At 68.2% G+C, this 25,670-nt stretch carries 31 protein-coding genes; 16 read left to right on the plus strand and 15 right to left on the minus strand.

Features of this window, described 5'->3' with window-relative positions; all coding sequences use genetic code 11:
- Positions 1-3 precede the first annotated feature (3 nt).
- Entirely contained in the window at positions 4-303 is a 300-nt protein-coding gene (locus E6G92_14645; protein TMJ17546.1) for a YggT family protein, read from the minus strand.
- A gap of 314 nt (positions 304-617) precedes the next feature.
- Here E6G92_14645 and E6G92_14650 point away from each other — a divergent pair, with 314 nt between their 5' ends.
- From E6G92_14650 to E6G92_14670, 5 genes are all read left to right on the plus strand, one after another.
- The gene (locus E6G92_14650) at positions 618-983 is read left to right on the plus strand and encodes a hypothetical protein (GenBank protein TMJ17547.1); all 366 of its coding nucleotides are present in this window, start codon (positions 618-620) and stop codon (positions 981-983) included.
- 259 nt (positions 984-1,242) lie between these two features.
- Positions 1,243-1,758, plus strand: coding sequence for a hypothetical protein (locus tag E6G92_14655; GenBank protein TMJ17548.1), 516 nt, complete (start codon positions 1,243-1,245; stop codon positions 1,756-1,758).
- 17 nt (positions 1,759-1,775) lie between these two features.
- Positions 1,776-2,489, plus strand: coding sequence for a molecular chaperone (locus E6G92_14660; protein ID TMJ17549.1), 714 nt, complete (start codon positions 1,776-1,778; stop codon positions 2,487-2,489).
- Positions 2,458-4,815, plus strand: coding sequence for a fimbrial biogenesis outer membrane usher protein (locus E6G92_14665; protein TMJ17550.1), 2,358 nt, complete (start codon positions 2,458-2,460; stop codon positions 4,813-4,815). The genes E6G92_14660 and E6G92_14665 overlap by 32 nt, the downstream gene beginning before the upstream one ends.
- Complete coding sequence (locus E6G92_14670; protein ID TMJ17551.1) at positions 4,802-5,266, plus strand: spore coat protein U domain-containing protein; 465 nt, start codon at positions 4,802-4,804, stop codon at positions 5,264-5,266. The genes E6G92_14665 and E6G92_14670 overlap by 14 nt, the downstream gene beginning before the upstream one ends.
- Here E6G92_14670 and E6G92_14675 read toward each other — a convergent pair.
- The 6 genes from E6G92_14675 to E6G92_14700 are packed head-to-tail and all read right to left on the minus strand — an operon-like array spanning position 5,263 to position 9,153.
- Entirely contained in the window at positions 5,263-5,763 is a 501-nt protein-coding gene (locus tag E6G92_14675) for a VOC family protein (protein ID TMJ17552.1), read from the minus strand. The genes E6G92_14670 and E6G92_14675 overlap by 4 nt on opposite strands.
- Before the next feature lie 21 nt (positions 5,764-5,784).
- Entirely contained in the window at positions 5,785-6,612 is an 828-nt protein-coding gene (locus E6G92_14680; protein TMJ17553.1) for a VOC family protein, read from the minus strand.
- Between the two features lie 28 nt (positions 6,613-6,640).
- A complete protein-coding gene (locus tag E6G92_14685; GenBank protein ID TMJ17554.1) occupies positions 6,641-7,354 on the minus strand; it encodes a DUF1428 domain-containing protein in 714 nt (237 codons plus the stop codon).
- Between the two features lie 17 nt (positions 7,355-7,371).
- On the minus strand, positions 7,372-8,037 hold the full coding sequence (locus E6G92_14690) for a glutathione S-transferase family protein (GenBank protein TMJ17555.1): 666 nt from the start codon (positions 8,035-8,037) through the stop codon (positions 7,372-7,374).
- Between the two features lie 4 nt (positions 8,038-8,041).
- Entirely contained in the window at positions 8,042-8,479 is a 438-nt protein-coding gene (locus E6G92_14695) for a lactoylglutathione lyase (GenBank protein TMJ17556.1), read from the minus strand.
- 2 nt (positions 8,480-8,481) lie between these two features.
- Positions 8,482-9,153 (minus strand): DUF899 domain-containing protein, encoded by a 672-nt coding sequence (locus E6G92_14700; protein ID TMJ17630.1) that lies wholly within the window; start codon positions 9,151-9,153, stop codon positions 8,482-8,484.
- 120 nt (positions 9,154-9,273) lie between these two features.
- Between E6G92_14700 and E6G92_14705 the strand changes: the two genes are divergently transcribed.
- On the plus strand, positions 9,274-9,975 hold the full coding sequence (locus E6G92_14705) for a transcriptional regulator (GenBank protein ID TMJ17557.1): 702 nt from the start codon (positions 9,274-9,276) through the stop codon (positions 9,973-9,975).
- On the opposite strand, the gene E6G92_14710 is transcribed toward E6G92_14705, so the two are convergent.
- Entirely contained in the window at positions 9,972-11,381 is a 1,410-nt protein-coding gene (locus E6G92_14710) for a peptide MFS transporter (GenBank protein TMJ17558.1), read from the minus strand. The genes E6G92_14705 and E6G92_14710 overlap by 4 nt on opposite strands.
- A gap of 133 nt (positions 11,382-11,514) precedes the next feature.
- On the opposite strand from E6G92_14710, the gene E6G92_14715 reads away from it, so the two are divergent.
- Entirely contained in the window at positions 11,515-13,260 is a 1,746-nt protein-coding gene (locus tag E6G92_14715; GenBank protein TMJ17631.1) for a DUF885 domain-containing protein, read from the plus strand.
- A 25-nt stretch (positions 13,261-13,285) separates the two neighbouring features.
- On the opposite strand, the gene E6G92_14720 is transcribed toward E6G92_14715, so the two are convergent.
- Positions 13,286-14,401 carry a response regulator gene (locus E6G92_14720; protein ID TMJ17559.1) on the minus strand — a complete coding sequence of 372 codons (1,116 nt, stop codon included), beginning with the start codon at positions 14,399-14,401 and terminating at the stop codon, positions 13,286-13,288.
- 42 nt (positions 14,402-14,443) lie between these two features.
- On the opposite strand from E6G92_14720, the gene E6G92_14725 reads away from it, so the two are divergent.
- Entirely contained in the window at positions 14,444-14,860 is a 417-nt protein-coding gene (locus E6G92_14725) for a hypothetical protein (protein TMJ17560.1), read from the plus strand.
- Between the two features lie 30 nt (positions 14,861-14,890).
- Here E6G92_14725 and E6G92_14730 read toward each other — a convergent pair whose 3' ends face one another.
- From E6G92_14730 to pdxH, 3 genes are read right to left on the minus strand one after another with little or no spacing between them, the layout of a single operon-like run.
- Positions 14,891-15,745, minus strand: coding sequence for a PhzF family phenazine biosynthesis protein (locus tag E6G92_14730; protein TMJ17561.1), 855 nt, complete (start codon positions 15,743-15,745; stop codon positions 14,891-14,893).
- Entirely contained in the window at positions 15,742-16,674 is a 933-nt protein-coding gene (locus E6G92_14735; protein ID TMJ17562.1) for a cation diffusion facilitator family transporter, read from the minus strand. Before E6G92_14735 ends, E6G92_14730 begins: the two co-directional genes overlap by 4 nt.
- Positions 16,671-17,252 carry a pyridoxamine 5'-phosphate oxidase gene (gene pdxH / locus E6G92_14740; GenBank protein ID TMJ17563.1) on the minus strand — a complete coding sequence of 194 codons (582 nt, stop codon included), beginning with the start codon at positions 17,250-17,252 and terminating at the stop codon, positions 16,671-16,673. Before pdxH ends, E6G92_14735 begins: the two co-directional genes overlap by 4 nt.
- Before the next feature lie 108 nt (positions 17,253-17,360).
- Here pdxH and E6G92_14745 point away from each other — a divergent pair, with 108 nt between their 5' ends.
- From E6G92_14745 to E6G92_14775, 7 genes are all read left to right on the plus strand, one after another.
- The gene (locus E6G92_14745) at positions 17,361-18,329 is read left to right on the plus strand and encodes a J domain-containing protein (protein TMJ17564.1); all 969 of its coding nucleotides are present in this window, start codon (positions 17,361-17,363) and stop codon (positions 18,327-18,329) included.
- Between the two features lie 6 nt (positions 18,330-18,335).
- Positions 18,336-19,355, plus strand: coding sequence for a YihY/virulence factor BrkB family protein (locus E6G92_14750; protein ID TMJ17565.1), 1,020 nt, complete (start codon positions 18,336-18,338; stop codon positions 19,353-19,355).
- Positions 19,352-20,155, plus strand: coding sequence for an enoyl-ACP reductase FabI (fabI, locus tag E6G92_14755; GenBank protein TMJ17566.1), 804 nt, complete (start codon positions 19,352-19,354; stop codon positions 20,153-20,155). Before E6G92_14750 ends, fabI begins: the two co-directional genes overlap by 4 nt.
- A gap of 131 nt (positions 20,156-20,286) precedes the next feature.
- Positions 20,287-20,652 (plus strand): DUF559 domain-containing protein, encoded by a 366-nt coding sequence (locus E6G92_14760; GenBank protein ID TMJ17632.1) that lies wholly within the window; start codon positions 20,287-20,289, stop codon positions 20,650-20,652.
- On the plus strand, positions 20,649-21,578 hold the full coding sequence (locus E6G92_14765) for a chorismate synthase (GenBank protein TMJ17567.1): 930 nt from the start codon (positions 20,649-20,651) through the stop codon (positions 21,576-21,578). The genes E6G92_14760 and E6G92_14765 overlap by 4 nt, the downstream gene beginning before the upstream one ends.
- Entirely contained in the window at positions 21,575-22,051 is a 477-nt protein-coding gene (locus E6G92_14770) for a hypothetical protein (GenBank protein ID TMJ17568.1), read from the plus strand. Before E6G92_14765 ends, E6G92_14770 begins: the two co-directional genes overlap by 4 nt.
- Positions 22,042-22,320: an acylphosphatase gene (locus tag E6G92_14775; GenBank protein ID TMJ17569.1), complete on the plus strand. Its 279-nt coding sequence runs from the start codon at positions 22,042-22,044 to the stop codon at positions 22,318-22,320. The genes E6G92_14770 and E6G92_14775 overlap by 10 nt, the downstream gene beginning before the upstream one ends.
- A 143-nt stretch (positions 22,321-22,463) precedes the next feature.
- Here the strand turns inward: E6G92_14775 and E6G92_14780 are convergent, their stop codons facing one another.
- Positions 22,464-23,210: a class I SAM-dependent methyltransferase gene (locus tag E6G92_14780; protein TMJ17570.1), complete on the minus strand. Its 747-nt coding sequence runs from the start codon at positions 23,208-23,210 to the stop codon at positions 22,464-22,466.
- Positions 23,211-23,234: 24 nt separating this feature from the next.
- Positions 23,235-24,524: an adenylosuccinate synthase gene (locus tag E6G92_14785; protein ID TMJ17571.1), complete on the minus strand. Its 1,290-nt coding sequence runs from the start codon at positions 24,522-24,524 to the stop codon at positions 23,235-23,237.
- Positions 24,525-24,690: 166 nt separating this feature from the next.
- On the opposite strand from E6G92_14785, the gene E6G92_14790 reads away from it, so the two are divergent.
- Complete coding sequence (locus E6G92_14790; GenBank protein ID TMJ17572.1) at positions 24,691-25,023, plus strand: glycine zipper 2TM domain-containing protein; 333 nt, start codon at positions 24,691-24,693, stop codon at positions 25,021-25,023.
- Positions 25,024-25,091: 68 nt separating this feature from the next.
- Here the strand turns inward: E6G92_14790 and E6G92_14795 are convergent, their stop codons facing one another.
- Complete coding sequence (locus E6G92_14795) at positions 25,092-25,649, minus strand: hypothetical protein (GenBank protein TMJ17573.1); 558 nt, start codon at positions 25,647-25,649, stop codon at positions 25,092-25,094.
- Positions 25,650-25,670: the final 21 nt, after the last annotated feature.

Here is a 25,670-nt window from a genome sequence, read left to right on the forward strand (position 1 = left end):
CCGTCACCCGGCCATGGCGACGTCCATCGCCACCCCCGAAAGAAGGATACGAAGGACGTAGATCAGGAGCAGGACGACGATCGGCGAGAAATCGAGCCCCCCGAAGTCGGGCAGGATCCTTCGAATCGGCCGATAGAGCGGGGCCGTCATCCGATCGAGCGCGTAGAGCAGCTGGCGGACGAAATCGTTGTGGGTGTTGATGACGTTGAAAGCCACCAGCCAGGAGATGATCGCCTGGGCGATGATCACCCAGCTCGCGACCTGAAGCAGAAAGTCGACGATCGAAAACAAGGAAAGCAGCATGACCCCTCCGCGCGGCTGGAGCCGACCTCTAGCCGGGCCGGCTAAGGCGGGCAATGGACCCATCCGGGCTGCGCGTAACCGGCCATCTGAGTGGTGACCGGCCCGCCGAACGAGCAGGTGAGATAACCCGAAGCCAGGGCTTTGGCGATCCCCGACGAGCGGCCTGGGTGCTGGCATGACCTCGATCGCCGTCGCACGGCTCTGTTCGATCTCGATCAGGCAAGATGGGCGGCTTGGCTGACAGCCGAGCCCGGGTAGATTCGACTTGTTTCTGCCCACTAGCGACGGCCCGCGAACTGGGCCAGTTTGTGCCGATGGCTCGAACGCTTCGTATCGTGAACGCCTTCTTCGCGGCTTTGCTGGTGGTGATGATGATCGTCTCCGCCGCATTCCTCAGCGCCGGCCGCGACGGCTTCACCGGCGCGCCGGACGCTTCGGCCTCGCTGCGCTGGATTCTGCTCTTCGCGATGCTGACGATGCTTGCCTTCGTCAATCTGCGCCGGGCCGGCGGGGAGCGGTCGCCCGGCCTCGCGTTTCTCAATCTCGCCGCCGCCATCCCTTTGCTGGCCGGAGCGGTCGCCGCCGACGGGATCCGCTTCCTGTGCGGCGCGGCGGCCTTCCCCTTCGCGGTCACCGCCGTCCTGCTGATCGCCGCCCGCAAGACGCAAGACCCTGCTTAAGCAGACTTTAACCCGCCGCCGGTAATCGCCCCAGCACGGGACCCGTCAGCCATTCACCACATCGACGAATTTCGCAGCCGGTTCAGGCCGAATTCGCCGTGACGGAACTCCCGATCAAGACCAACGAGCGTCCTTAACCGGTCTTTAACCGACCCACCGTAAAAACCGCAGGATCGGAGAGACCCCAGCCTCTCCGTGACACGGCAAGGGCGCCAGGCCTTCGGGCCTGGCCCCAATTCGGGAAGAAGGATCGTATCCAATGTTCAAGACACTGATTTCCGGGGCGGCTGCCTCGGGGACGGCCCTGATTGCGGCCGGCTTGCTTGCAGCCAGCCCCGCCGCGGCGGCGACCGCCACCGGCACCCTCGCGGTCAGCGCGACCGTCACCGCCAACTGCACCGTTTCGACCAGCGCTCTCGCCTTCGGCAACGTCGATGTGACCGCCGGCACGAACGTGGACAGCACCGGCGGCCTTTCGGTCACCTGCACCAACGGCACCGCCTGGGCGGCCTCGGCCGGAGTCGGCACGGGCACGGGCGCGACCTTCGCCAACCGCAAGATGGCGAACGGCAGCAACCTGCTCAACTACAACATCTACACGACGAGCGCCCGGACCACCGTCTGGGGCGACGGCACCGCCAGCACGGCGACGATCGGCGGCACCGGAAGCGGCTCCGCGCAGAGCGTCACCGTCTACGGCCGCGTCGGCTCGGGCCAGACGTCGCTTCCGGCCGGCGCCTATGCCGACACGGTCGCCGTCACGGTCACCTACTAAGCGAGCGGCAGGCCGAGATGCGGCGAATCCTCCCCCTTTTCGTCCGTTTCGGGCTGACGCTTGGTGCGGCGGCCGGGCTGTCCCCGGCCGCCGCAGGCACCCTCACGGTCAATCCCGTGCTGGTCGAGATCGGGACGGCGCGCCGCGCCGGATCGGTCACCGTCCAGAATGTCGAGAACGTGCCGGTGACGATCCGCGCCTATTCCCTGGCCTGGAGCCAGACGGATGGCGCGGACCGCTACGACGAGACCTCGGCGGTGATCGTCTCCCCGCCGGTCTTCACCATTCCCGCGGGCGGCACCCAGATCGTCCGCGTCGGGCTTCGGCAGCCTTCCGCGGCGCCGCAATCCTATCGCCTGATCATCGAGGAGGTGCCCGCGGCGCAGCCCGGAAACGGCATCCGCGTCGCGCTCAGGCTCAACCTCCCGCTCTACTGGAACTTGGCGGCCGGGCCGCAGAGCGACATCGCCTGGAGCGCCGCCCGGCTGGCCGACGGCCAGTGGGCGCTCGAGGCGCGCAACGGCGGCGCCGGCTGGGTCAGGATCGACCCGGCCGCGGCGCAGCGCGCCACAGGAATCACCCTCGAAAGCGGCTTCGGATTCGGCACCGTTCTGCCGGGCTCCGTCCGCCGCTGGCCGATCGGGGCCAATCCGCGTATCGGCGACGACGCCCGGTTCCAGCAAATAGTGTCCGGGACCAATGGCGCAGCGCCTCCTCCGCACGCCCGCTAGGCTTGGCCTCAGCCTTCTGCTCCTTGCCGGCCACAACGCTGCCAAAGGCGAGACGCCGGGCTCGGGCCCGGCGATCGGCGCGGCCGCGGCGATGCAACCCGCCTTGCTCGACGTGTCGGTGAACGGGCAGCGGGGCGACGCGCCCGAATCCTTCCTGCGCGACGGCGACGGCCGGCTGCTGATCGGGGCCGCGACCCTGCGCGCCTGGCGAATCCGCGTGCCGGCCTCCGGAGCCGTGACCTATCAGGGCGAGGCCTATTACCCCGCTTCCGCTTTGCCCGCGCTGCGCATCACCGTGGCCGAGGCCGAGCAGAGCGTGGCGATCGACGCCGACCCCGGCGCTTTCGAAACGCAGTCGGCAGCGCTCGGCGCGGGCGAGCAGATGGCGATGACCGCGCCGGCGTTCGGCGCTTATGTGAATTACGACCTGTTCGTCGAGCATGTGCGCGGCGAGACCCAGGGCGCCGGCGCCTTCGAGGCCGGCCTGTTCACCAGCCACGGAGTGGGCTTTACGACCTTCATCGCCTCGGCCGGAGGCGGCCAGGCGCGCGTGACGCGTCTGGAAACGACCTGGACAATCGACCGGCCGGATCACCTCAGCAGCATCCGGATCGGCGATTCGGTCTCGGCCGCAGGGCCGGGCGCGGCGCCGGTGCGCTTCGCCGGAATCCAGTTCGCGCGCAACTTCGCGGTTCAGCCGGGCTATTTAACCATGCCGCTGCCGGTGGCGAGCGGAAGCGCGGCGGTGCCCTCTGTCGTCGACGTCTACGTCAACAACGTCCTGCAGGGCCAGCAACAGGTCGCTCCGGGGCCATTCGAGCTCAGCAACGTGCCGGTGCCGTCGGGTAACGGCACCGTCCAGATCGTCGTCCGCGACCTGCTCGGGCGCGAAATCGTGTCCGAGCAGAATTATTATGCCTCGACCCTGCTGCTTCGCCGCGGCCTTCACGATTTCTCCTACGAGGCCGGATTCCTGCGCCGGCGCTTCGGGATCGAAAGCAATCGATACGGCGCGTTTTTCGTATCGACGACGCATCGCTACGGCTTCACCGACCGCCTTACCGGCGAAGCGACCGCGCAAGTAAGCGAGCATCGCCAGATGGCCGGCGCGACGGTCACCGCCATCGCCTTCGACGTCGCCCAGGTCGCGTTCTCGGCCTCCGCGAGCCACACCGAGCGCGGCTCGGGCTATCGTGCCGCGGCGGCTATCGAGCGGCGCACGTCCGGCCTCTCCTTCGGCCTCCTCTCCGAATATGCCAGCCGCGACTATGCGACGCTCGGCCTGGCGAGGATCGTTCCGCCCCACCTGATGGTCCAGGGCTTCGCCAATCTCGGCCTCCGATGGGGCGGGATCGGCGCGAACCTGGTCTACCGCGACCTGCGCGGCGCGCTCCCGGACGAGACTCTGGCCTCCACCTTCGTCTCGTGGCGCGTTGCCCCGCGAATGTCGCTTCAGCTCTATGCCCGCCGCTCGGTGATCGGCCGCAGCCAGACCGATTTCGGCGCTCACCTCGCGATCGCGCTCGACGGGCGCCGCAGCGCCTCGGCCAGCTTCGATCAGTCGCGCGGCGGCAGCGCGGGCTACATCTCCTATCAGGACGATCCGCCGCCGGGCCCCGGCGACGGGTTCCGCGCGACGGCGCGGATCGGGGAGCAGGGCGGCGCCGAGGCGGCCTATGTCCGCAACTTTTCGAGCGCGAGCGTGAGCGCCCAGGCGAGCTACGCCCGCGGCGCCGGCGCCGTGCGGCTCACCGCCGGCGGCGGCCTCGGCTGGATCGACGGCCGCGCCTTCGCCTCGCGGCGCCTGGGCGACAGCTTCGCCGCGGTCCGAATCGACGGCTACCCCAACGTGCGGGTCTATGCCGACGACCAGCCGGTCGGCACCACCGACAGCAAGGGCCGGATCATCGTCACCGGGCTCCATCCGTTCGAGCGCAACACGATCCGCCTCGATCCGGCGGACCTCCCGCTCGAGGCTTCACTCACCAGCGAGGAAATGCCGGTCCGCCCCTTCGCCCGCTCGGGCAGCGTCGTCCGCTTCGCCGTGCAGAGCGAGCGCGGAGTGCTGCTGACCGTGCGGCTCGAGGACGGCAGTCCCCTTCCCACCGGCGCCGAAGTGCGGATCGAGGAGAGCGAGGCCAGGGCCGTCGCCGTTACCGGCGGCGAGGTTTATTTGCCGTCAGCCCCAGCCGGGCGCTTGCGCCTTCAGGCGAGCTGGCCGGGCGGCGCCTGCGCGCTGACCGCGCTCGTCCCCGACGACGGCGACCCGCAGCCCCGTCTCGGCGGCCTGATCTGCCGCTCGGGAGGCGATTATGCGGCGCGCTGATCTCCGCGTGCTCGCGGCCGCTTTCGGGCTGGTCCTTGCGCCGGACGCGGCGCGCGCGGCATGCACGGTCAGCAGCACGGGCGTCGCCTTCGGCGCCTACGACCCGCGAAGCGCGACGCCCGACGACAGCAGCGGCACGGTCCAGGCCGACTGTCACCCTTCCGACAACGCGCCGAACGTCGAAATCGGCGCCGGCCTGTACGGCACCATCGCCACGCGCCGGATGAGCAACGGCGCGGCGACGCTGAGCTACCTGCTCTACACCAGCGCCGCCCGCAGCATCGTCTGGGGCGACGGCACCCTGGGCTCGATCACCCAGACTCTGATTGGGGGGACCGTCTCCGGCGGCACGCGGCATTTCTCCGGGACCATCTACGGCCGAATCCTCGCCGGCCAGAACGTGCCGGCCGGCACCTACAACGACACGCTGATGGTGACGATCTCCTTCTAGCCGACCGGTGCTTCGGCTCCCTCGCGGGCCCGCTCGATCGTCGCGATGTCGATCTTGCGCATCGTCATCATCGCCTCCATCGCCCGCCTGGCGGCGTCCCGATCGGGATCGGCCATCGCCTCGAGCAGGATTCGCGGCGTGATCTGCCAGGAAAAGCCCCAGCGATCCTTGCACCAGCCGCACGCGCTCTCGCTCCCGCCGTTCCCGACGATCGCGTCCCAATAGCGGTCCGTCTCCTCCTGGTCCTCGGTCAGGACCATGAAGCTCACCGCTTCGTTGGGCGTGAAATTGGGTCCGCCGTTCAGGCCGACGAAGGCGCGCCCGAGCAATGTGAACTCGACGGTGAGCTCTTCGCCCTGATGGCCGCCGGGATAATCGGTCGCGGCCTCGTGCGCCGGGCCCACGTGGCTGTCCGGGAAGGTCGCGGCGTAGAATTCCGCCGCCTCGCGCGCCTTGCCCTTGTCGAACCAAAGGCAGGTGATCATCTTGTCGGCCATCGTCTCTCTCCTTCGATCTCTTCAGCGGTGCGGCGCGACGAGCGCGAAATGGGCGCCCTGCGGATCCAGGCCCTGGAGCACCCACATGCCGTTCGGCACCTCCATCGGGCCCATGACGACCTTGCCGCCCGCGGCTGCGACGCGCTCCGCCGCGGCGTCGATCGCATCGACGTTGAAATAATATTGCCAGGCCCCGGCGGGCATCTGCGCCGGCTTGTCCATCATCCCGCCGACGGCTTCATCGCCGCCGGTGGCGAACAGCCGGTATGTGCCCATCTCGCCCATGTCCACCGCGCCGGCCGTCGTCCAGCCGAACAGGCCGCCGTAGAATCCGATCGCCGCCGCTTCCCCGGCGGCGGCGTAGAGCTCGTGCCAGCCGACATTGCCCGGCGCATATTGGGCGAGCGGCGGAGGCGCGTCGTCGCGCGGAAACGGCGCCATCACGTAGAAAGCGGCGCCGCCTGGGTCGGTGACCAGGGCGAAGCGGCCGACGTCGGGAATGTCGGCGGGTCCCATCAGCACCGTGCCGCCGGCCTCGCCGATCGCCTTGGCCGCCGCATCGGCGTCCGCGACATGCACATAGCCGAGCCAGGCCGGAACGGCGCCTCCCGCCTTCATCTCCTCGGTGATCTGCATCATTCCCCCGACGCCGCGGCCGCCGGCATTCATGATCGTGTAGCGGCCGTCGCCGCCCGGCATCGGCATGTCGGAGGATTCCCAGCCGACGACTTTGGTGTAGAAGGCGGTTGCGGCGTCGGAATCGGACGTCATCAGCTCGTACCAGAAGAACTCGCCGGTCCTGCCCTTCGCTTCGGATGTCGCGGCGTCCGCGGTTGCCAAGTCCGGCATGTCGTGTTCCTCCTGAAAAAGCCTGTGCCTATTGATCGACGATCGGGCGGAAGCCGCCCCAGAACATGCGCTTGCCGTCGAACGGCATGTCGCCGCCGGGCTGCACGTCGGGATCGGCCATCATCTTCTGCCAGGCCTGGTCGCGGACCTCCTTGTCGGGCCATTCGACGTAGGAATAGACGACATTCTCGCCCTCCTCGGCCTTCACCGCGCGGCGGAAATCGGTGACCTTGCCGTCGGGCAGATCGTCGCCCCAGGCTTCGACGACGCGCAGCGCGCCGAGCTCGCGGAACTTGCCGGCCATCTTCTGCGCCAGCTCTCGATACGCCTCGCGCTTGTCGCTCGGTACCGGCACCAGATAGCCGTCGGTATAGCCGGTCGTGCCTTCCGCCTTCTCGTCGACGATCGCCTCGAAGCCGCCGTAGATCATCCTCTTGGCGTCGAACGGCATGGGCTCGCCCGGCTGCATGCGCGGGTCGTTCATCATCTTCTCGTTGGATGAATCGCGGGCCGCCTTGTCGGGATATTCGAACCAGGAGAAGACGATCGTCTCGTCCTCCTTCGCCTGGACCGCCCCGTAGAAATCGGTGATCTTGCCCCTCGGCACGTCGTCGCCCCAATTCTCCACCACCCGCTCGATGCCGCACTCCTTGAACAGCGGCAAAAAATCGGCGGCATGTTGGCGATAGGCCTCCTCGTTCCCGGTCGGCACAGCCACCACGAAGCCTGTGACATAGGTCATTTGCGCTCTCCTGTTCGTCAGTAGGGCCAGTCGGCGGGCGGCTTGCCGGTCAGGCCCGCCCGCAGCGACTCGAGCGCGCGGCCGAAGGCGGGCCGCGCCTCGCCCCGCTCGACATAGGCGGCGAGATTGGGCCAGTCGTCGAGCATCCCCGAAACCTTCACGTTGCGCAGCACCTGGATCATCAGCAGGTCGCCGGCGCTGAACGCGCCGTCCAGCCATTCGCTCTCGCCAAGCCGGGCGGACAGCTCGTCCAGCCGAACGCGCAGGCGCCCCAGCACGCTCGGCATCCGCGCCTCAGCCCAATCCTCCTTGGCGTCGATATACTTGGCGATGATCAGGTCCAATATGCCCGGCTCAACGCTGTTGAGCGCGGCGAACATCCATTCGATCGCCCGCGCCCGGGCAGCCGGATCGGCGGGGAGCAGGCCCGGCCACTTCTCCGCAATGTGAAGGACGATCGCGCCGGATTCGAACAGGACGAGCCCGTCCTCCTCATAGGTCGGGACCTGCCCGAAGGGATTGCGGGCGCGATGCGGCGGCTCCTTCTGCTCTCCCCAGTCGAGAAGGCGCACGTCATAGGCCTGGCCGACCTCCTCCAGCGCCCAGCGCACGCGCATGTCGCGCACCAGGCCGGCGCCCTTGTCCGGCGACCAGTTGTAGGCGGTGACGAGTGGCCTGGTCATGGGTTCAAGCGTCCGCAGTCTGGGCCTGCTGCGCCGCCGCAGCCTCGAAGCCGGCCATGTCCATCCACATCGGCTCCCAGATGTGGCCGTCCGGATCCTCGAAGCTGCGGCCGTACATGAAGCCGTGGTCCTGCTTCTCGCGCGGCTCGCGGCCTCCGGCGGCGATCGCCTTGTCGGTGATCGAATCGACCGCCTCGCGGCTCTCGGCCGAGATGCAGATCAACACCTCGCTCGTCTCGCGCGCGTCGGCGATCCGCTTCGGCGTGAACTGGGCGAACTTCTCGTGGGTCAGAAGCATGACGTGGATCGTGTCCGAAAAGACCATGCAGGCGGCGGTCTCGTCGGTGAAGGCCGGGTTGTTCACCGCGCCGATCGCCTCGTAGAAAGCCTTGGCGGCGGCGAGATCCGCGACGGGCAGGTTGATGAAGATCATCTGCGGCATCGTCATTCTCCATAGGTCAGCTTGGGGTACCAGTCCTTGCCCCGCCCCTCGGGCGTCCAATCGAGGACGTTCCACAGCGGCGTCGGATCGGGGGCCAAGTGCGGATCGAAGCCGGCATCGGCGGTCTCGGCGCCGCCCTCCGCGGCCCAGAACAGGCGGACCTCGTCGCCGTCGCGCCTCCAGACGGTCACCGCCGCGCCCTCGCCGTCATCGGTCAGCGCGTGGACGTCGCGGGCGAAGGCGTCGCCCACAATCTGGTAGAATTTGAGATTCCGCCAGCCGCGCTCGCGGGCGAAGGCGAGCTGTCGTGCGACCGGCGAGCGGCCGACGATCGCCAATGCGAGGCGCTGCTCAATGTCGGGCGCAGGGATGTCGAGCGAGCCGACGAAGGACGTGCACATCGGGCAGGGCCGATCGCGCTGAGGCCCGTACATCCAGAAATAGGTGAAGAGCGTTTCGTGCCGGCCGAACAGGTCGGCCAGGCCGATCTCGTTGCCCTGCTCGTCGAGGAATCGATAGTCCTTCGCGACCGGACCGGGCGGGAGCGCGCGGCGTTGCTCGGCGACGCGCTGGATCCGGCGACGAAGCGCGATCTCTTCGGCGAGCAGCGCCGTACGAGCCCGCCGGTATTCGGCGCTTTCGCCCTCCCAGCGGATCGGCAGCGCCTCGGCCATCAGGCGGGCGTCCTTCAGCTTTCCTTCGGGCGGCAGAGTTGCGGTGTCGCTCATCTTTCTGCTCCGGATTTGCGACTCGGGGTTTGACCTTGATGCCCATTTTCGTTAGAAAAGACAACTGTGGAGTTAGATAATGTAACCGATCCCGCGCACGGCCCGCCGCGGCGGCGCTACGGGGACGGCTGCGGCACTGCCCATGCCCTGGAGCTGATCGGCGAGCGCTGGGCCCTGCTCGTCATGCGCGAGCTCATGCTCGGTCCAAAGCGGTTCAGCGACATTCGCACCGACCTGCCCGGGATCAGCGCCAACGTGCTGACCCAGCGGCTTGAGGGTTTGGAACGGGACGGAATCGTCGTCCGGCGCCGTCTCCCCCCGCCCGCCTCGGGCCAGGTCTACGAGCTCAGCGAATGGGGCTACCAGTCGCTGCCGATCATGGGCGCCCTCGGCCGCTGGGCGACCCGCTCGCCGGGGCACGATCCCGGGCAGCATTTCAGCGCCGTCTCGCTGATGCTCTCGTTCATGGCCATGGGCCAGCCGGGCCTTCCGAAGGACATCGACGCCGAAATCGGCTTCCGCCTCGGCCGCGAAACCTACCGGGCGACAATCCGGAACGGCGCCGTCGTAAGCGCGCGCAGCCCCGCCGAGGGCGCGGACGCGGTCTTTACCGGCACCCCTGCCGCGATCGCCGCGGCGGTCTACGGCGGCGTTCCGCTCCCCGAGCTGGAGCGCGAGGGGGCGCTTTCCATCCAAGGCGACCGCGCGCTGGCCGAGCGCTTCGTCACCCTGTTCCCCTTGCCGGCGAAGGCCGCGGCGCCCGCCTAGGAGGCGGGCTCGGGCTCCGGGTGGGCCAGGATCCGGGCGACGATCGGCCGGACGAGCAGCAAGCCGAGGCCGCCCGCCGCGACGAGAGCGGCGTGCATCAGCCAGAATTGGCTCCCGCTCATCGTCTCGAGGAAGCCGCCAAGCCTCCCGACGAGCACGTTGCAGGCGAAGAGGTGGAGGTAATAGACGCCGATCATCGTTCCCGCGACGGCCTTGGGGGAAGCGCGGGAGTAGAGCGCGAGGCCGACGGGGAAGACGTTGGCGAAACCGATGTCGTTGACGATGTGGAAGGCGAAGCCCCAGACGATTCCGACCTTTAGGCCGCTGGCCGCCGCCTGCCAGGAGGCAAGCGCAAGCGCCAGCGGCGCCAGGGCCGAGATCAGGGCGCCGATGGTGAGCTTGGTGATTTCCTGAGGTTCGCGCCACCTCTTCGCCCACCAGCGCCAGAACAGGATCGAAAGCAGGATCGTCGTCGTCGAGATGATCGCGTCCAGCGAAACCAGCCAGGTCACCGGCATGCTTTCGCCGAAGAAGACGAGATCGTAATTGGCTTCTCCCCAGAGGAGATAGGAGCCGAAGATCGTCTGGTTGCCGACCGCCGACAGGACGAGCAGGGGCAGGATGAGGACGAGAACCGCGATCCTCGCGCCGTCGCCCTTCACCAGGGGCACGCGCTCGGCCTTGCCGGCACGGCCCGCCGGCGCCTCTCTCGGCAGCCAGCGCCGACCCCACAAATAGATGCCGAGGCCGATCACCATTATCACCCCGGCCGCGCCGAAGCCGTAATGCCAGCCGACCTTCTCGCCGAGCGTACCGCAGACCAGAGGCGCGACGATCACGGCGATGTTCACGGCGAGCAGGTAGATCTGGAAGGCGTCGGCGCGGCGCAAATCGTCCGGCCCGTAAAGCTCGCCGACCTGGGTGGCGATGTTGCCCTTGAAGGCGCCGACGCCCAGCAGGAGGCAGAGCATGGCGATGAGGAAGCTGACCTCGAAGGCCATCAGGAAATGGCCCGCGGCCATCAGCACCGCGCCGACCGTGATCGTGCGCGTCCGGCCGAGCAGGCGGTCGGCGAGGATTCCGCCGAGGATCGGCGTCAGATAGACGAGGCCCGAATAGAGGCCGCCGATCGTGGTCGCCAGCGCGAGCGGGCTGAGCGGCCCAAAAATGCCCTCGACGATGCTTCGAAAGGGCTCAAAGAATGCGACGTTGTCGACATGTCCCGGCAGCAACAGTTGGTGCGTCATGTAGAGGACGAGCAGCGCCTGCATGCCGTAATAGGAGAAGCGCTCGCAGCCTTCGGCGAAGGCGAGGAAGCCGAGGCCCCTGGGATGGCCGAGGAAGGCGATGTCGCTGCGGTCGGTCGCTGCGAGCTCGACCTCGGCGTTGGGATCGGCGGCGGTCATGCGCGGTCCTTTCTGGCGGCGGCGGGATGCTAGCGTTTGAGGCGAGCCGCACCAGCGCTTTTTCGACGAAGCGCCATTTGCGGCAACGAACAGCCGCGATAGGGTGTCCGCGACAGGGGAGACCATCATGCGCCTGACCATATTGACCGCGGCTCTGCTGGCGACCGCCGCGCCGGCCCTGGCGACGCCCGCCGACGATTTTCACCGACTGCTGGACGAGCATTACCAGTGGCTGCTGCGCGAGAACCCGACCGACGCGACCGCGCTCGGAGTCCACGATTATGACGACCGCATCCGCGACATCAGCTCCGCGGCGCGCGACCGCCGCGCGCGCGAGGCGCAGGCTTTCCTGGCCCGGCTCGAGGCGATCCCGGCCGACCAGCTTGCCGGCCGGGACCGGGTCAACCGCGCGATCCTCCGCCGCCAGCTTTCCGAGCAGATCGAGGAGAACGGCTTCCCCCAGCGCGACATGCTGTTCACGACCTATTACGGCTGGCACCAGGGCTTCGCCGGCCTCGCGCGCGGCCTCCCCTTTCGCACCCGCGCCGATTACGAATCCTATTTGACCCGAATCGCCCAATATCCCCGGCTCAACGACGAGGCGCTTGCGATCACCGCCAACGCCGTTCGCGGCGGCCACGTTTTGCCGTGCTCGGTGCTCGGCGGCTATGAGCGGACGATCTCCGGCGTGATCGCGGCCGATCCGGCGCAATCCCGCTTCTACGAGCCCTTCGCCGCGACCCGCCCGGCGACCATATCGGAGGCCGACTGGGCTGCGCTCCAGGCGCGGGCGCGGACGATCATCACCGACGTCATCAATCCCGCCTATGCCAGGCATCTCGATTTCTATCAGCACCAGTATCTGCCGCATTGCGCGCGCGCCGACAGCATCTCGGCCCAGCCGCGCGGCGCCGAATATTATGCGCTGCAGGTGCGCGAGAACACGACCACCGACCTCACCCCGCGGCAGATCCACGACATCGGCCTCGGGGAGGTGGCGCGCATCCGCGCCGAGATGGAGCGGGTCGCGCGCGAGGCCGGCTATCCGAGCCGCGAGGCCTTCATCCAGGAGCTGCGCACCAACCCGCGTTACTATCCGACGACGCCCGAGCAGCTGATCCAGGCCTCGGCGGCGCTCAACAAGGAGGTCGACGGCTGGCTGCCGCGCCTGTTCGGAACGCTCCCGCGCCTAACCTTCACCATCCGAACCATCCCGGCCGAGACGGCGGAAGGCACGACCACCGCTTATTACAGCCAGGGCTCGCCCGAGAGCGGCATCGCCGGCACCTACTACGTCAACACCTCGCGGCTCAACCAGCGGCCGCTCTGGGAGATTCCGGCGCTCTCGCTGCACGAGTCCGTGCCCGGCCACCACCTGCAGATCGCGCTCCAGCAGGAGATGGACATCGCGCCCTTTCGCCGCAACTTCACCAGCTACACCGCCTTCACCGAAGGCTGGGCGCTCTATGCTGAGAGCCTCGGCGAGGACATGGGCCTCTACGACACCCCCGAGCGGCGGATGGGCGAGCTCTCCTACCAGATGTGGCGCGCCTGCCGGCTGGTGGTCGATACAGGAATCCACGCCTTCGGCTGGGACAAGGCGCGGGCCATCGCCTACATGCGCGAGAATACCGCGCTGACCGACACCAACATCGAGGCGGAGGTGAACCGCTACATCTCCTGGCCGGGCCAGGCGCTCGGCTACATGATCGGGCGCTTGAAGATCATCGAGCTGCGCCACCGCGCGGAGGCGGCGCTCGGCGACCGCTTCGATCTGCGCCGCTTCCACGACGCCGTGCTGCGCAACGGATCGGTGCCGCTCGACGTGCTCGAAGGCGAGATCGACGCGTGGATCGCGGCGGAGAGGGCGCGGGGATAGGCCGGCTTCCGTTCAAAGGAGGACCCTAGCTGAAGCTTAGCCTGCGCCAGACGCGTCCAGCGCGCGCGCTGAGGCTGCGTCGGGCTCTGGACCGCTCGGGCGTCGGTAGCAGCGCAGGCGCGGCTGCCGCCGCCGCGGCCGCTTCCTCGGCGTAGAGGCGCAGATTGCCGGGACGGCTCGGCCGGACGCGCTGGCGGTCGCGGAGAATGTCCTCGGCGGCCTTGAGAGCGCGGACGAGATCATCCTCGCTGAACGGCTTGACCAGGCAGCCCAGCGCGAGATCGGGCAGCGGGAAATCCGGAGCGCTTCCGGTGGTGAAGAGGCAGGGAATGCCGAGATCGTTGAGCTTCGCGGCGACTGCGAAGCCGGTATTGCCGTGGGCCAGCTTAAGATCGACCAAGGCAAGATCGGGCCGGCGCTCCGCAACGGCGGAAAGCGCGCCGACCCGATCCTCGGCCACGGCCGTCACCGCATAAAACGGGTTCAGCTCGACCAGATGCCTGAGCGTCTCGGCGAACAACGGCTCGTCCTCGACGATCAGGATACGCAACATGGACTGGCACCCTCCCCAACCGCTTCGATTCTTTCCCGAAAGGGACCGCGATGGAATCCCCCGGCGCCGAATTTGCGGCGAACGATTCCTGGCAAGCGACAGGCCGAAACGGACGAGCCTTCGGCTTGTGTGACGGGAAGAACAAGGTTCTACTCTTTTGGACGTCGGGCCTGTTGCGTCGAGTCGGCGGCATGTTGACCTCGCCATTCGCGGGGAATTCACACCAACAGGGGGGATCACGCGATGATTCAACATATGGGTAAAGGCGCACGCCGGACGTGCGTCTGCTTCGTTTCTTCGATCATGATCTGCCTGGGATCGGCGAGTCCGGCCTGGGCTCAAGACGATCTGGAGGGCTCCGGCGACCTCATTCGCCAGGATTTCTCCGATTGCGGCAACAGCAACGTCCCCGCCGATCCCACGCGGGACGGGGGCAATATCTCGATCACCCAAACGCCGGCAGGCGCGACGACCGCGACCGTGGAGGTCACTCGGGGGACTCCCAACACGACCTACGATTTCTACTGGAAGTGCCAGCGCCAGCTCGGCTCGATCAGGACCGACGGCAACGGCTTCGGCCAGGGCCATTTCGAATTCCAGGCCCCGCCCAACCAGATCCTGACCTTCGACATGTATCCGGACGGAGCGCCGGCGGGAAACAAGTTCCAGAGCACCCCGATCCCGCTCAATTACGAGGGCTTCGGGCCGCTCATCCGCCAGGATTTTTCGGATTGCGGCAACAGCAACGTCAGCGGCGCGGATCCCTCGCGGATCGGCGGCAACGCGATCGCTCTTCAGACTGCGGCCGGCGCGACCACGGTGAACATGTCGCTGCTCGCCGGGACGCCGAACACGAGCTACAACGTCTATTGGAAGTGCCACAACCAGATCGGCACCATCCGGACCGGCGCGGACGGCACCGGGAGCGGCAGCTTCTCCCTGCAGACGACCCCCGGGACGGTGCTGACCTTCGACATCTATCCGACCGGCGCGCCGGCCGGCAACAAATTCCAGAGCGTGCGTCTGCTTCCAGCGCCGGCTCACTGAGCCGGGCAACGAGTCCGAGGCGTCGCCGGATCAGGGAATGCGCATGGTTCCTTCGATCACGGTGACGCAGCGGCCTTCGAGAATGACCCGATCGCCCTCGAGGCGTCCCGTCAGGTGGCCGCCCCGCCTGCTCGCCTGGAAGAAGCGGATCGCGTCACCGCACTGGAGCCTATCGTTCCAGAAGGGAACGAGCGCGGAATGGGCCGAGCCCGTGACCGGGTCCTCGTCCACCCCCCATGCCGGGACGAAGACCCGGCTGACGATTTCATAGTCCGCCCCCGGATCGGCCCGGGCGGTGACGATGGCCATCCGGTCGATCTCGCGCAGCCGGCCCATGTCCGGCCGGCAGCGGCGGACGGCCGCCTCGTCGCCCATCAGCAGGATCGCCTTCTGGTCGGCGCCGGACCGGTCGAGATAGAGCTGGGGCGCCGCATCGCTCGCCCCGTCGTGGATGATGATGTCGACGATGCCCGCGCCGTCGCGGGCGATCACGTCGCGCATGTCCGCCTCGGTCGCCGGGCGCATCGGAGTCGCCGGAAGATCGAGCGCGTAGCCCTCGCCGCTGCGGGAGACGGCGAGGATGCCCGACTTGCGGGTCCGGAAGCGCACCGTCTCACGCTCGCCGATAAGGACGTGACCGCTGGCGAGCGTGGCGTGGCCGCAGAGCACCACCTCGCTGGTGGGCGTGAACCAGCGCAGCTCGTAATCGGCCTCGCCGCTCGAGTCCGGGATCGTGAAGGCGGTCTCGCTGAGATTGTTTTCAAGCGCGATCGCCTGGAGAATCTCGTCGGACAGCCAGGCGTCGAGCGGCATCACGGCGGCGGGATTGCCGGTGAACGGACGGTCGGCAAAGGCGTCGACCTGGATGAGTCGCAGCTCGGTCACTCCGGAATCGGCTCCTTGGTCTCGTCGACCTCGCGCAGCGGATCGTCCGGATGATCGACCTGCCCTTCGGGATCGAGGTGGATGAGGACCTCGCAGCCCGGGAACTCGCGCTCGAGGTCGCCCTCGATCGCCTCGACCACCTCGTGCGCGTCGGCGACGCTCATCTCGGGATCGATCCAGATGTGGAACTGGGCGAAATCGCGGTTGCCGCTGCTTCGGGTGCGAAGGTCGTGAATGCCCCTCGCCTCGGGCCGGCTGGAGGCGACGGCCAGAAAATGCATGCGTTTCTCCTCGGGCCATTCGCGGTCCATCAGCTGGTCCAGCGCATGGCTCGACGCGCGCAGGGCGCCCCAAATCAGCCACAAGGCGATGGCCAGCCCGAACAGCGCGTCGGCGCCGGCGAGGCCGAGATACTGATCGAGCACCAAGGCGGCGATCACCGAGAGGTTGAGCAACAGGTCGCTCTGGTAATGGACCGCGTCGGTGCGGATCGCGACCGATCCGGTGCGCCGCACCACGGAGCGCTGATAGGCGACCAGGGCAAGCGTCGCGGCGATGGCGGCGATCGATACGGCGATGCCATATTCGGCATGGGCGGTCTGAGCGCCGTGGAGCATGCGATCGACCGCGCGCCAGCCGATGCCGATCGCGGAGACCGAGATGATCACCACCTGGGCCAGCGCCGCGAGCGCCTCGGCCTTGCCGTGGCCGAAGCGGTGGTCCCGGTCGGCGGGAATGGCCGCCACCCGCACGCCGAACAGGGTTACGAGCGACGCCAGCAGATCGAGCGCGGTATCGGCGAGCGAGCCGAGCATCGCCACCGAGCCCGTTTCAAGCGCGGCATATGCCTTGAGGCCCAGGAGGAACAGGGCCATCGCCACGCTGGCCAGCGCGGCGCGGGTGGTCAAGGCGGCGCGGCTCTCGCTCACGGGTAGAGCAGGCCTTCGCTCCACCCGCCGTCCTCGCCGAGCGTGAACAGGCGGCGCTCGTGGAGCCGGTGCGGCCGGTCGGTCCAGAATTCGATCCGCTCGGGCACCAGCCGGTAGCCCCACCAGTGAGAAGGGCGCGGGACCTCGCGTCCCTCATAATCCGCGGCGAGATCCTCGTAGCGCGCCTCGAACGCCGCGCGCGAGCTGAGCGGCCGCGACTGGTCCGAGGCCCAGGCGCCGAGGCGGGAATCGCGCGACCGGGTGGCGAAATAGGCATCCGCCTCGGCATCGCTCACCGGCTCGACCCGCCCCTCGATGCGAACCTGGCGGCGAAGCGACTTCCAGTGAAACAGCAGAGCGGCGCGCGGATTGGCGACGAGCTCCTCGCCCTTGCGGCTTTGGCTGTTCGTGTAGAAGGCGAAGCCGCGCTCGTCGTGCCCCTTCATCAGCACCATTCGAACCGACGGGCGTCCCTCTGCGTCGGCGGTGGCGAGGGCCATCGCGGACGGATCGTTCGGCTCGGCGGCCCCGGCTTCGGCGAACCAGCGGTCGAACAGGGCGTGCGGATCGTCGGTCATGGCCGAGGCTCTACCCGCCGCCGCGGCGCGGGCACAAGCGCCTTGCACCGTCCCGGAACATGGCCCATCTCTCCGCGGTTGCACCGCGCTTGAGGATATGTTTGACGCATGGCCGATCTCTATTCCGAGCTGAACGTGCCGCGCGGCGCCAGCGAGGCCGACATCAAGAAGGCCTATCGCAAGCTCGCCAAGGAGCTGCATCCGGACAAGAACAAGGACAATCCGAAGGCCACCGAGCGCTTTTCCAAGGTGACGCGCGCCTATGACATCCTGACCGACAAGGACAAGCGCGCCCGCTACGACCGCGGCGAGATCGACGAAGAAGGCAATCCGAAGATGCCGTTCGGCTACGGCGCTGGCCCCGGTGCCCGTCCGGGCGGCGGCGGCTTCCGCGGTCCCAACGGCGAGCCGTTCGAGTTCAGCGGCGGCGGCGAAGCGGCGGACATTTCCGACCTGTTCGAAGGCCTGTTCGGCGGCATGCGCGGACGCGGCGGCGGCGCTTCCGGTGGCGGCGGGCCATTTTCCGGCTTCGGGCGCCGAAGCGCGCCGCCCCAGAAGGGCGCCGACGTCGCCTACCGGCTCGAGGTGCCCTTCGAGGACGCGGCCAGGCTGGCCGGGCAGCGGGTCACGCTCGGCAGCGGCAAGACGCTCGACATCAAGCTTCCACCGGGCGTCGAGGACGGAACGAAGATCCGGCTGACGGGCCAGGGGCAGGCGGCGCCGGGCGGCAATGGCGATGCGCTGGTGACCATCACCATCAAGCCGCACCGCTTCTTCCGGCGGGAGGGCGACAATATCCGCCTCGACCTGCCCGTCGCTCTCGACGAGGCTGCGCTGGGCGCGAAGGTACGCGTGCCCACCGTCGACGGCCCGGTGATGCTGAGCGTCCCCAGGGGCGCGAGCTCGGGCAAGGTGCTTCGGCTCAAGGGCAAGGGCTTCACGGCCAAGGGCGGAGCGCGGGGCGATCAGCTGGTCACGCTGATGGTCGAGATACCCGACGATCCGGATCTGGCCCGCTTTCTCGAAAGCTGGAGCGGGCGCGGCAAGACGAACCCGCGGGCCTCGCTCGGCGTTTAGGGCCGCGTGCGCGACATCTCCCCAGAATCGCCGGAAGCCAGGCGAAAAAGGCTCGCCAGTACGAAGGCGCATTTCGGGACGATCAGGGAGAACGTCTCGCGCTCGCGCACCTGGGAGGTGGTCAAGCGGGTCGCGATCGGAGTCTATTCGGACGGTTTCATCCACGCCGGCAATCTCGCCTATCTCGCGCTCCTTTCCATCTTTCCCTTCGTCATCGTCGCCGCGGCGATCGCCCGGCTGTTCGGCCAGACCGACGAGGGCATGGACGCGGTCAACGCGCTGCTCCAGACGATGCCCAGAAACGTCGCCGACGTGCTTCAGACTCCGATCCGCGACGTGATCGAGGCGCGATCGGGCAGCCTGCTCTGGCTCGGCGCCATCGTCGGCCTTTGGACCACCGGCAGCTTCATCGAGACGATCCGCGACATCATCCGGCGCGCTTATGGCGTGACCTTCAGCCGGCCGTTCTGGGAATACCGCCTTGGGTCCGTGGGGATGATCATCGCCGCGGTCGTGCTGGCGATGATCGCCTTCAGCGTCTCGATCCTCCTTTCGGGCGTTCAGAACTTCCTCGTCGAGCGCATTCCCGGCGCCGACGATCTCGTCAGCCTGATCACCCTGCTTCGCGTCGCTCCGGCGCTGGTCCTGTTCGGGTCGCTCTATCTGCTGTTCTACGCGCTGACCCCCAAGCGCTACAGGATTACCGGCTGCCGCAAATGGCCCGGCGCCGCCTTCGTCGCCGGCTGGTGGGTGCTGACCACCTCCCTGCTGCCGGTCGTGCTCTCGAGCCTCGCCAATTACGATCTCACCTACGGCAGCCTGGCGGGCGTGATCATCGCGCTGTTTTTCTTCTTCATAATCGGTCTCGGTCTGGTAATCGGCGCGGAGCTCAACGCGGCGCTCGCGGAAACCCCGATGCCGACCGACGAGGACGTCGAGGCGGTGGTTCACGAGGAAGCGGCCGCCCAGGCGGAGCACAAGGCCGTCGAGAAGGCGGTCAGGGGGCATGAAGAGGTGGAGCGATGACCGGCTTGATGAAGGGCAAACGCGGGCTGATCATGGGCCTCGCCAACGACCGCTCGCTGGCCTGGGGAATCGCTCAAAAGCTTGCCGCGGCGGGCGCGGAGCTCGCCTTCTCCTACCAGGGCGAGGCGATGGAGAAGCGGGTGCGCCCGCTCGCCGATCAGCTGGGCACGGCTTTCCTGATCGATTGCGACGTCTCCGACATGGCCAATCTCGACCGCGCGTTCGAGACGCTGAAGGCGAAATGGGAGACGATCGACTTCCTGGTCCACGCGATCGGCTTTTCCGACAAGAACGAGCTCCGCGGCCAGTTCGTCGACACCAGCCTCGACAATTTCCTGCTGACGATGAACATCTCTGCCTACAGCTTCGTCGCCGTCGCCCAGCGGGCGCGGCCGATGATGCCCGAAGGCGGCAGCATCCTCACCCTTTCCTATTACGGCGCCGAGAAGGTGATCCCGCATTACAACGTGATGGGGGTCGCCAAGGCCGCGCTCGAGACCAGCGTCAAATATCTCGCGATGGACCTGGGGCCTGAGAATATCCGGGTCAACGCCATCTCCGCCGGTCCGATCAAGACGCTCGCGGCGAGCGGCATCGGCGACTTCCGCTACATCATGAAGTGGAACGAATATAACGCGCCGCTCAGGCGCAACGTGACGATCGAGGATGTCGGCGGCGCGGGTCTCTATCTGCTCTCCGACCTCGCCTCCGGCGTCACCGGCGAGATCCACCATGTCGACGCCGGCTACAACGTGGTCGGAATGAAGGCCGAGGACGCGCCTGACATCGCGACCACGTGAGCCTTGACCCCTCTCCCGTTCAGGGAGAGGGAGGGGCCCATTGCCGAAGGCAATGGGAGGGTGAGGGCACGACCGTGAGAAAGATCGACGGCACCGAAGCCTTGGCTCGAGTCCGCCAACTCCACCGTGAAATGACTCCGGCAGAGAAGCTGCTCTGGAGCCGGTTGCGGAACCGTCGCCTGGACGGCTTCAAGTTCAGATCCCAGGTCTGGCTCGGCTTTTTCATCGCTGACTTCTTCTGCTGGGAAGCCAAGCTGGTCGTCGAGGTCGATGGATCGCAGCATGCCGACCGGATTGGCCATGATCGCGCCCGGTCGGAGCAGCTAGGCCGGCAAGGCTACAAGATTCTCCGCTTCTGGAACAATCAGGTGCTTGGCGAGCTGGAGGCCGTGCTTGCCGCCATCCGTGTCCAGCTCCAGGCCCGCGTGCCCTCACCCTCCCGTCCTGCTGCGCAGGCCGGGCCCCTCCCTCTCCCTGAAAGGGAGAGGGGTACGTGAGCGTGAACAGCTTCGGCCATGTCCTGCGAGTCACCACCTGGGGCGAGAGTCACGGGCCGGCGATCGGGGCGGTGATCGACGGCTGCCCTCCCGGGCTGGCGCTCGGCGAGGGCGACATCCAGCTTTGGCTAGACAAGAGACGCCCCGGCCTCTCGCGCCATACCAGCCCGCGCGCCGAGCCGGACCGGGTGCGCATCCTCTCCGGAACCTATGAAGGACGAACGACGGGAACTTCAATCAGCCTGATGATCGACAATGTCGATGCGCGCTCCGCCGACTATGAAGACATGCCGCCCCGCCCGGGCCATGCCGACGCCGCCTATCAGGCCAAATACGGCGTGCGCGACCCGCGCGGCGGCGGCCGGGCTTCGGCGCGCGAGACGGCGGCGCGGGTCGCTGCGGGCGCGGTGGCGCGGCTGGTCGTCCCGGAAGTGGCCATTGAGGCGAGGCCGATCGAGATCGGCGGCTCGACGGACGATTGGGAGGCGCTGCTCGACGAGGCGCGAGAGGCGGGAAGCTCGCTCGGAGCGGTGGTCGAATGCGTCGCGCGCGGCGTGCCCGCGGGCTGGGGCGCGCCGGTCTACGCAAAACTCGACGCCGAGCTGGCGGCGGCATTGATGTCGATCAACGCCGTCAAGGGCGTCGAGATCGGCGCAGGCTTCGATGCCGCGCGGGCGCGCGGCGAGGACAATGCCGATCCCGCGCTTGCCGGCGGCATCACCGGAGGGATCGCGACCGGGGAGCCCATCGTCCTTCGCGCCGCCTTCAAGCCGACCTCCTCCGTCCCCGCGCTCGGCGTGAAAGGGCGACACGACCCCTGCGTGGCCTTGCGCGGCGCCCCGGTGGTCGAGGCGATGGTGGCGCTCGTCCTCGCGGACCACAAGTTGCTTCACCGCGCCCAATGCGGCCAAGGGAGGGGCGAATGATCGCGACGATGATTGCGCTCGCCCTGGCCGCCGAACCGCCCGTCACCTTGCACGGGATCGGCGACCTCAGGATCGGCATGCCGGCCGCCGAGCTTCGCCGGCGCGGCGGCATCAAGGATCCGAACCCGCTTGAGGAGGGCGACTGCGACTTCTGGCACCTGCCCGGCCGCGACGGGCTCGACTTCATGGTGGTCGGCGGGCGGGTGGTGCGGATCGACGTCCAGAGCCCCGCCTACCGCACCCAATCCGGCGCCCGTGTCGGGATGAGCGAGGCCGAGGTGCGTGCGCTCTACGGGACGGCGATGCGGGTCGAGCCCCACCCCTATACCGGGCCGGAGGGCCACTATCTCGTCTATCGCGCCCGCTCCGAGCCCTATGGAATGATCTTCGAGACCCATTACGAGACCCGGCGCGCGGAGACGATGCGAGTCGGCCTGTGGGATTATGTGCAGCTGATCGAGGGATGCGCCTGACCCGCCGCCTCGTCATCCACGGCCAGGTCCAGGGCGTGTTCTATCGCGGCTGGAGCGTGGAGCAGGCGCGTGCCCTGGCGCTCGCGGGCTGGGTCAGAAACCGGCGGGACGGGACCGTCGAGATGCTGGTCTCGGGCGAGGAGGAGGCGGTGAAGGAGATGATCGCCCGCTGCCCGGTGGGGCCGAGCGCCGCGCGCGTCCAGCGGATCGAGGTGGAAGAGAGCGCCGAGGAGGCGCCGGCGGGCTTCGAGAGCCGGCCGACCGTCTAGCGCCAATTCCTGCCCGCTCGTCCTGAGTAGCCGCTGAGCGACGTCGAAGCGGCGTATCGAAGGACGCACGGAATCGGTCCTTCGATACGGGCCTTCGCCAAGCTCAGTCCCTACTCAGGATGAGCGGATAGGCTGATACGCCCCTAGCCCCGCCTGCGCCCGATCAGCGTGCCCTTGGTGCCAGTCTTGGCCAGCTCGAAATCGAAGTCCGGCCGCATCCGGCGCCAGCGGCGGGCGACGAAGCGCTCGCCCGGGCGCGCGCCGTCGTCGAGCATCACCGTTCCGCCCGCAGAGACGTGATCGAACAGAGCGGAGGCCCCGCCGCGGGTCAGCGGGTGGATCGACCAGGGCGGCCCATCGATCAGCATCAGGTCGATTCCGTGGGGCAGCGGGCCGTGATCGTACCACAGGCCCGGCCAGTCCTCGGACGGGCGCAGCGCCACCGCGCGCAGATCGGCCTTCAGACCGTAATCGGCCAGCCAGTCGCGGGTCGCGTCGACGAAATCCTCATGCTGGTCGAAACTGATCAGCCGCCCGCCGCCCGCCTTCTGAAGCGCGCGCGCAAGAACCAGCGTCGACGCGCCGGTTCCGAACTCGACGACCAGTTGCGGCTTGCGCGCGAAGATATGGTCGACGACCAGCGTGAGCAGCCCGGTGTCCGCCTTCCAGCTGCCGAGATAAGGCAAGGCGTCGTAGGGGAGATCGAGCCGGTCGAGAAGTGCATGCTTATCCCGCAGGCGGCCGCCATGAAGGCTGCGAAGCAGCCAGGGCCACTGGATGGCGCCAAAGGCGAGCACTGCCGCCCAATCCGCCAGGCGCTTGCCTTCCGATCCGATCACCGGGGTGTCGCCGACGCGCGCCAGGAGCGAGGTGGCCTCCCGAGTAGTCATTCACACGCCTGCATAATCATACACTCACTGGGAAAAGGGATCGCGCACCAGGATCGTGTCCTCGCGCTCGGGGCTGGTCGAAACCAAAGCGACAGGGCAGGCGATGAGTTCCTCGATGCGGCGGATGTACTTGATCGCCTGGGCAGGCAGATGGCGCCAGCTGCGCGCCCCGGCCGTGGATTCGCTCCAGCCCTCCATCGCCTCGTAGATCGGTTCGACCGCGGCCTGATCGGCGGCGTGCGCCGGGAAGTGGTCGAGCGTCCCGTCTCCAAGCCTGTAGCCGGTGCAAATGCGGATCTCCTCGAGGCCGTCGAGCACGTCGAGCTTGGTCAGCGCAATACCGGTAACCCCCGAGACGGCGCAGGATTGGCGGACGAGCACGGCGTCGAACCAGCCGCAGCGGCGCTTGCGCCCGGTCACAGTGCCGAACTCGCGGCCGCGCTCTCCCAGCCGTTGCCCGATCTCGTCGTCGAGCTCGGTCGGAAAGGGGCCGGAGCCGACGCGTGTGGTATAGGCCTTGACGATGCCCAGCACGAAACCCGCGGCCGAAGGGCCGAGGCCGGTGCCGCCGGCGGCCGTTCCGGCGATCGTGTTGGAAGAGGTGACGAACGGATAGGTGCCGTGGTCGACGTCGAGCAGTACGCCCTGCGCGCCCTCGAACAGGATCCGCCGCCCGCGCCCATGCGCCTCGCCCAGCGTCTTCCACACCGGCTTTGCGAACTGGAGGACGAAATCGGCGATTTCGCCCAAATCGCGCTCGAGCCGCGCGCGATCGATGCCCTTCCGGCCGAAGCCTGCCCGAAGCGCGTCGTGGTGGGCGCAGATGCGGTCCAGCTGGGGGCCGAGCGCGCCCAGATGCGCGAGATCGCACACGCGGATCGCTCGGCGGCCGACCTTGTCCTCATAAGCGGGGCCGATGCCGCGCCGGGTCGTGCCGATCTTGCCGGCGCCGGAGGCGTCCTCGCGCAGCGCGTCGAGATCGCGGTGGAAAGGCAGGATGAGCGGGCAGGTCTCGGCGATCTGAAGATTGCCGGGCGTGATCTCGACCCCCTGCCCGCGCAGCTTCTCCACCTCGTCCTTCAGCGCCCAGGGATCGAGCACCACGCCGTTGCCGATCACCGAAAGCGTTCCGCGCACGATCCCAGAGGGCAGAAGCGACAATTTGTAGGTCTGATCGCCGACGACCAGAGTGTGGCCGGCATTGTGGCCGCCCTGGAAGCGGGCGACGATTTCGGCCCGGCTGGCCAGCCAATCGACGATCTTGCCCTTGCCCTCGTCGCCCCACTGGCCGCCGATCACGGTTACATTCGACACTCTGAAGCTTTCCTGGGGGGTGCGCGCCCGCCTCTACGCGGCGGCGCCGTCTCCGTCCAGCCACGCCTTGCCGCAGGGTGACCCGCTCGTTGTTTCAGGTTCATGCAACTCCCCGCATCCCGGGGGCGTTGGAGAACATAGATCGATTTCAAAGGGAGTAGAAATCATGCGTAAGCTCATTCTCGCCGTCTCCGCGACGGCCATGGCGGTTCCCGCCACTTTCGCGCTGCCGATGGCGCCGGCGCAGGCGCAGAGCCGCTATTACGACCGCAACGGCAATTATGTCGGCCCGACGTGGCGCGGGCGTGACGGCCGCTATTATTGCCGCCGCTCGAACGGCACGACCGGCCTCGTCGTCGGCGGCGCCGCCGGCGCTCTGATCGGCCATTCGCTCGACGGCGGACGTCATCATGCCACCGGCACGATCCTCGGCGCCGCCGCCGGTGCGCTGATCGGCCGCGAAGTGCAGAGGAGCCACAGCAGCCGCCACTGCCGCTAGTCGGTCGCCATCGAACAAAGAAGGGCGCTCCCTCGCGGGAGCGCCCCTTTCTTTGCAGGTTGCGCGGATCAGGGCGCGCCGGCTGGGGTGTCGCCGCCCGACTTGCGCGAAGCGGGCTTGCGGGCCGGGGCGCGCTTGGCGCTCGAGCGCGAACTCTTGGCGGCTGTCGATCGAGCCTTTGCCGGCTTCGCCGCAGCGGGCTTGGCAGCAGCTGGTTTGGCCGCCGACTTGGCGCCTCCGCGCTTGCCCGCCTTCTTCGCTCCGCCCTTGCGTCCCGAAGGGGCGCTTGCGGCGCCCGCGGCCGTGGGCTGCGCCGTGTCGAGATCGCCCATCATCCGGCGCACCGCCTCGGTCGCGGCGTTGATCATCGCCGCGCCGATCTTGTTGGCGCTCTCGGCGGCGGCGTCGGCGGCGGCCTCGGCCGCCTCCTGCGCCGAACGGGCGGTCTTGCGCGCGGTGTCGCGCACATTCTTGTTGGCGGCGAGCGCGGCGGCCGCGGTCACCAGGCCGGCCGCGAGCAGGCTGCGGGCATAGGGGTTCTGGGCAAGCTCGGCCGCGCGCCGGCCGGCTTCGCGCAGCGCGTCCGGAATGCGGTCAGAGCCTTGGGTGTCTTTCTTCTGGGCCATGGAAGACGCTCCTTTGTTCGT

Source organism: Alphaproteobacteria bacterium, from assembly GCA_005883305.1.
Lineage (GTDB): Bacteria > Pseudomonadota > Alphaproteobacteria > Sphingomonadales > Sphingomonadaceae > Allosphingosinicella.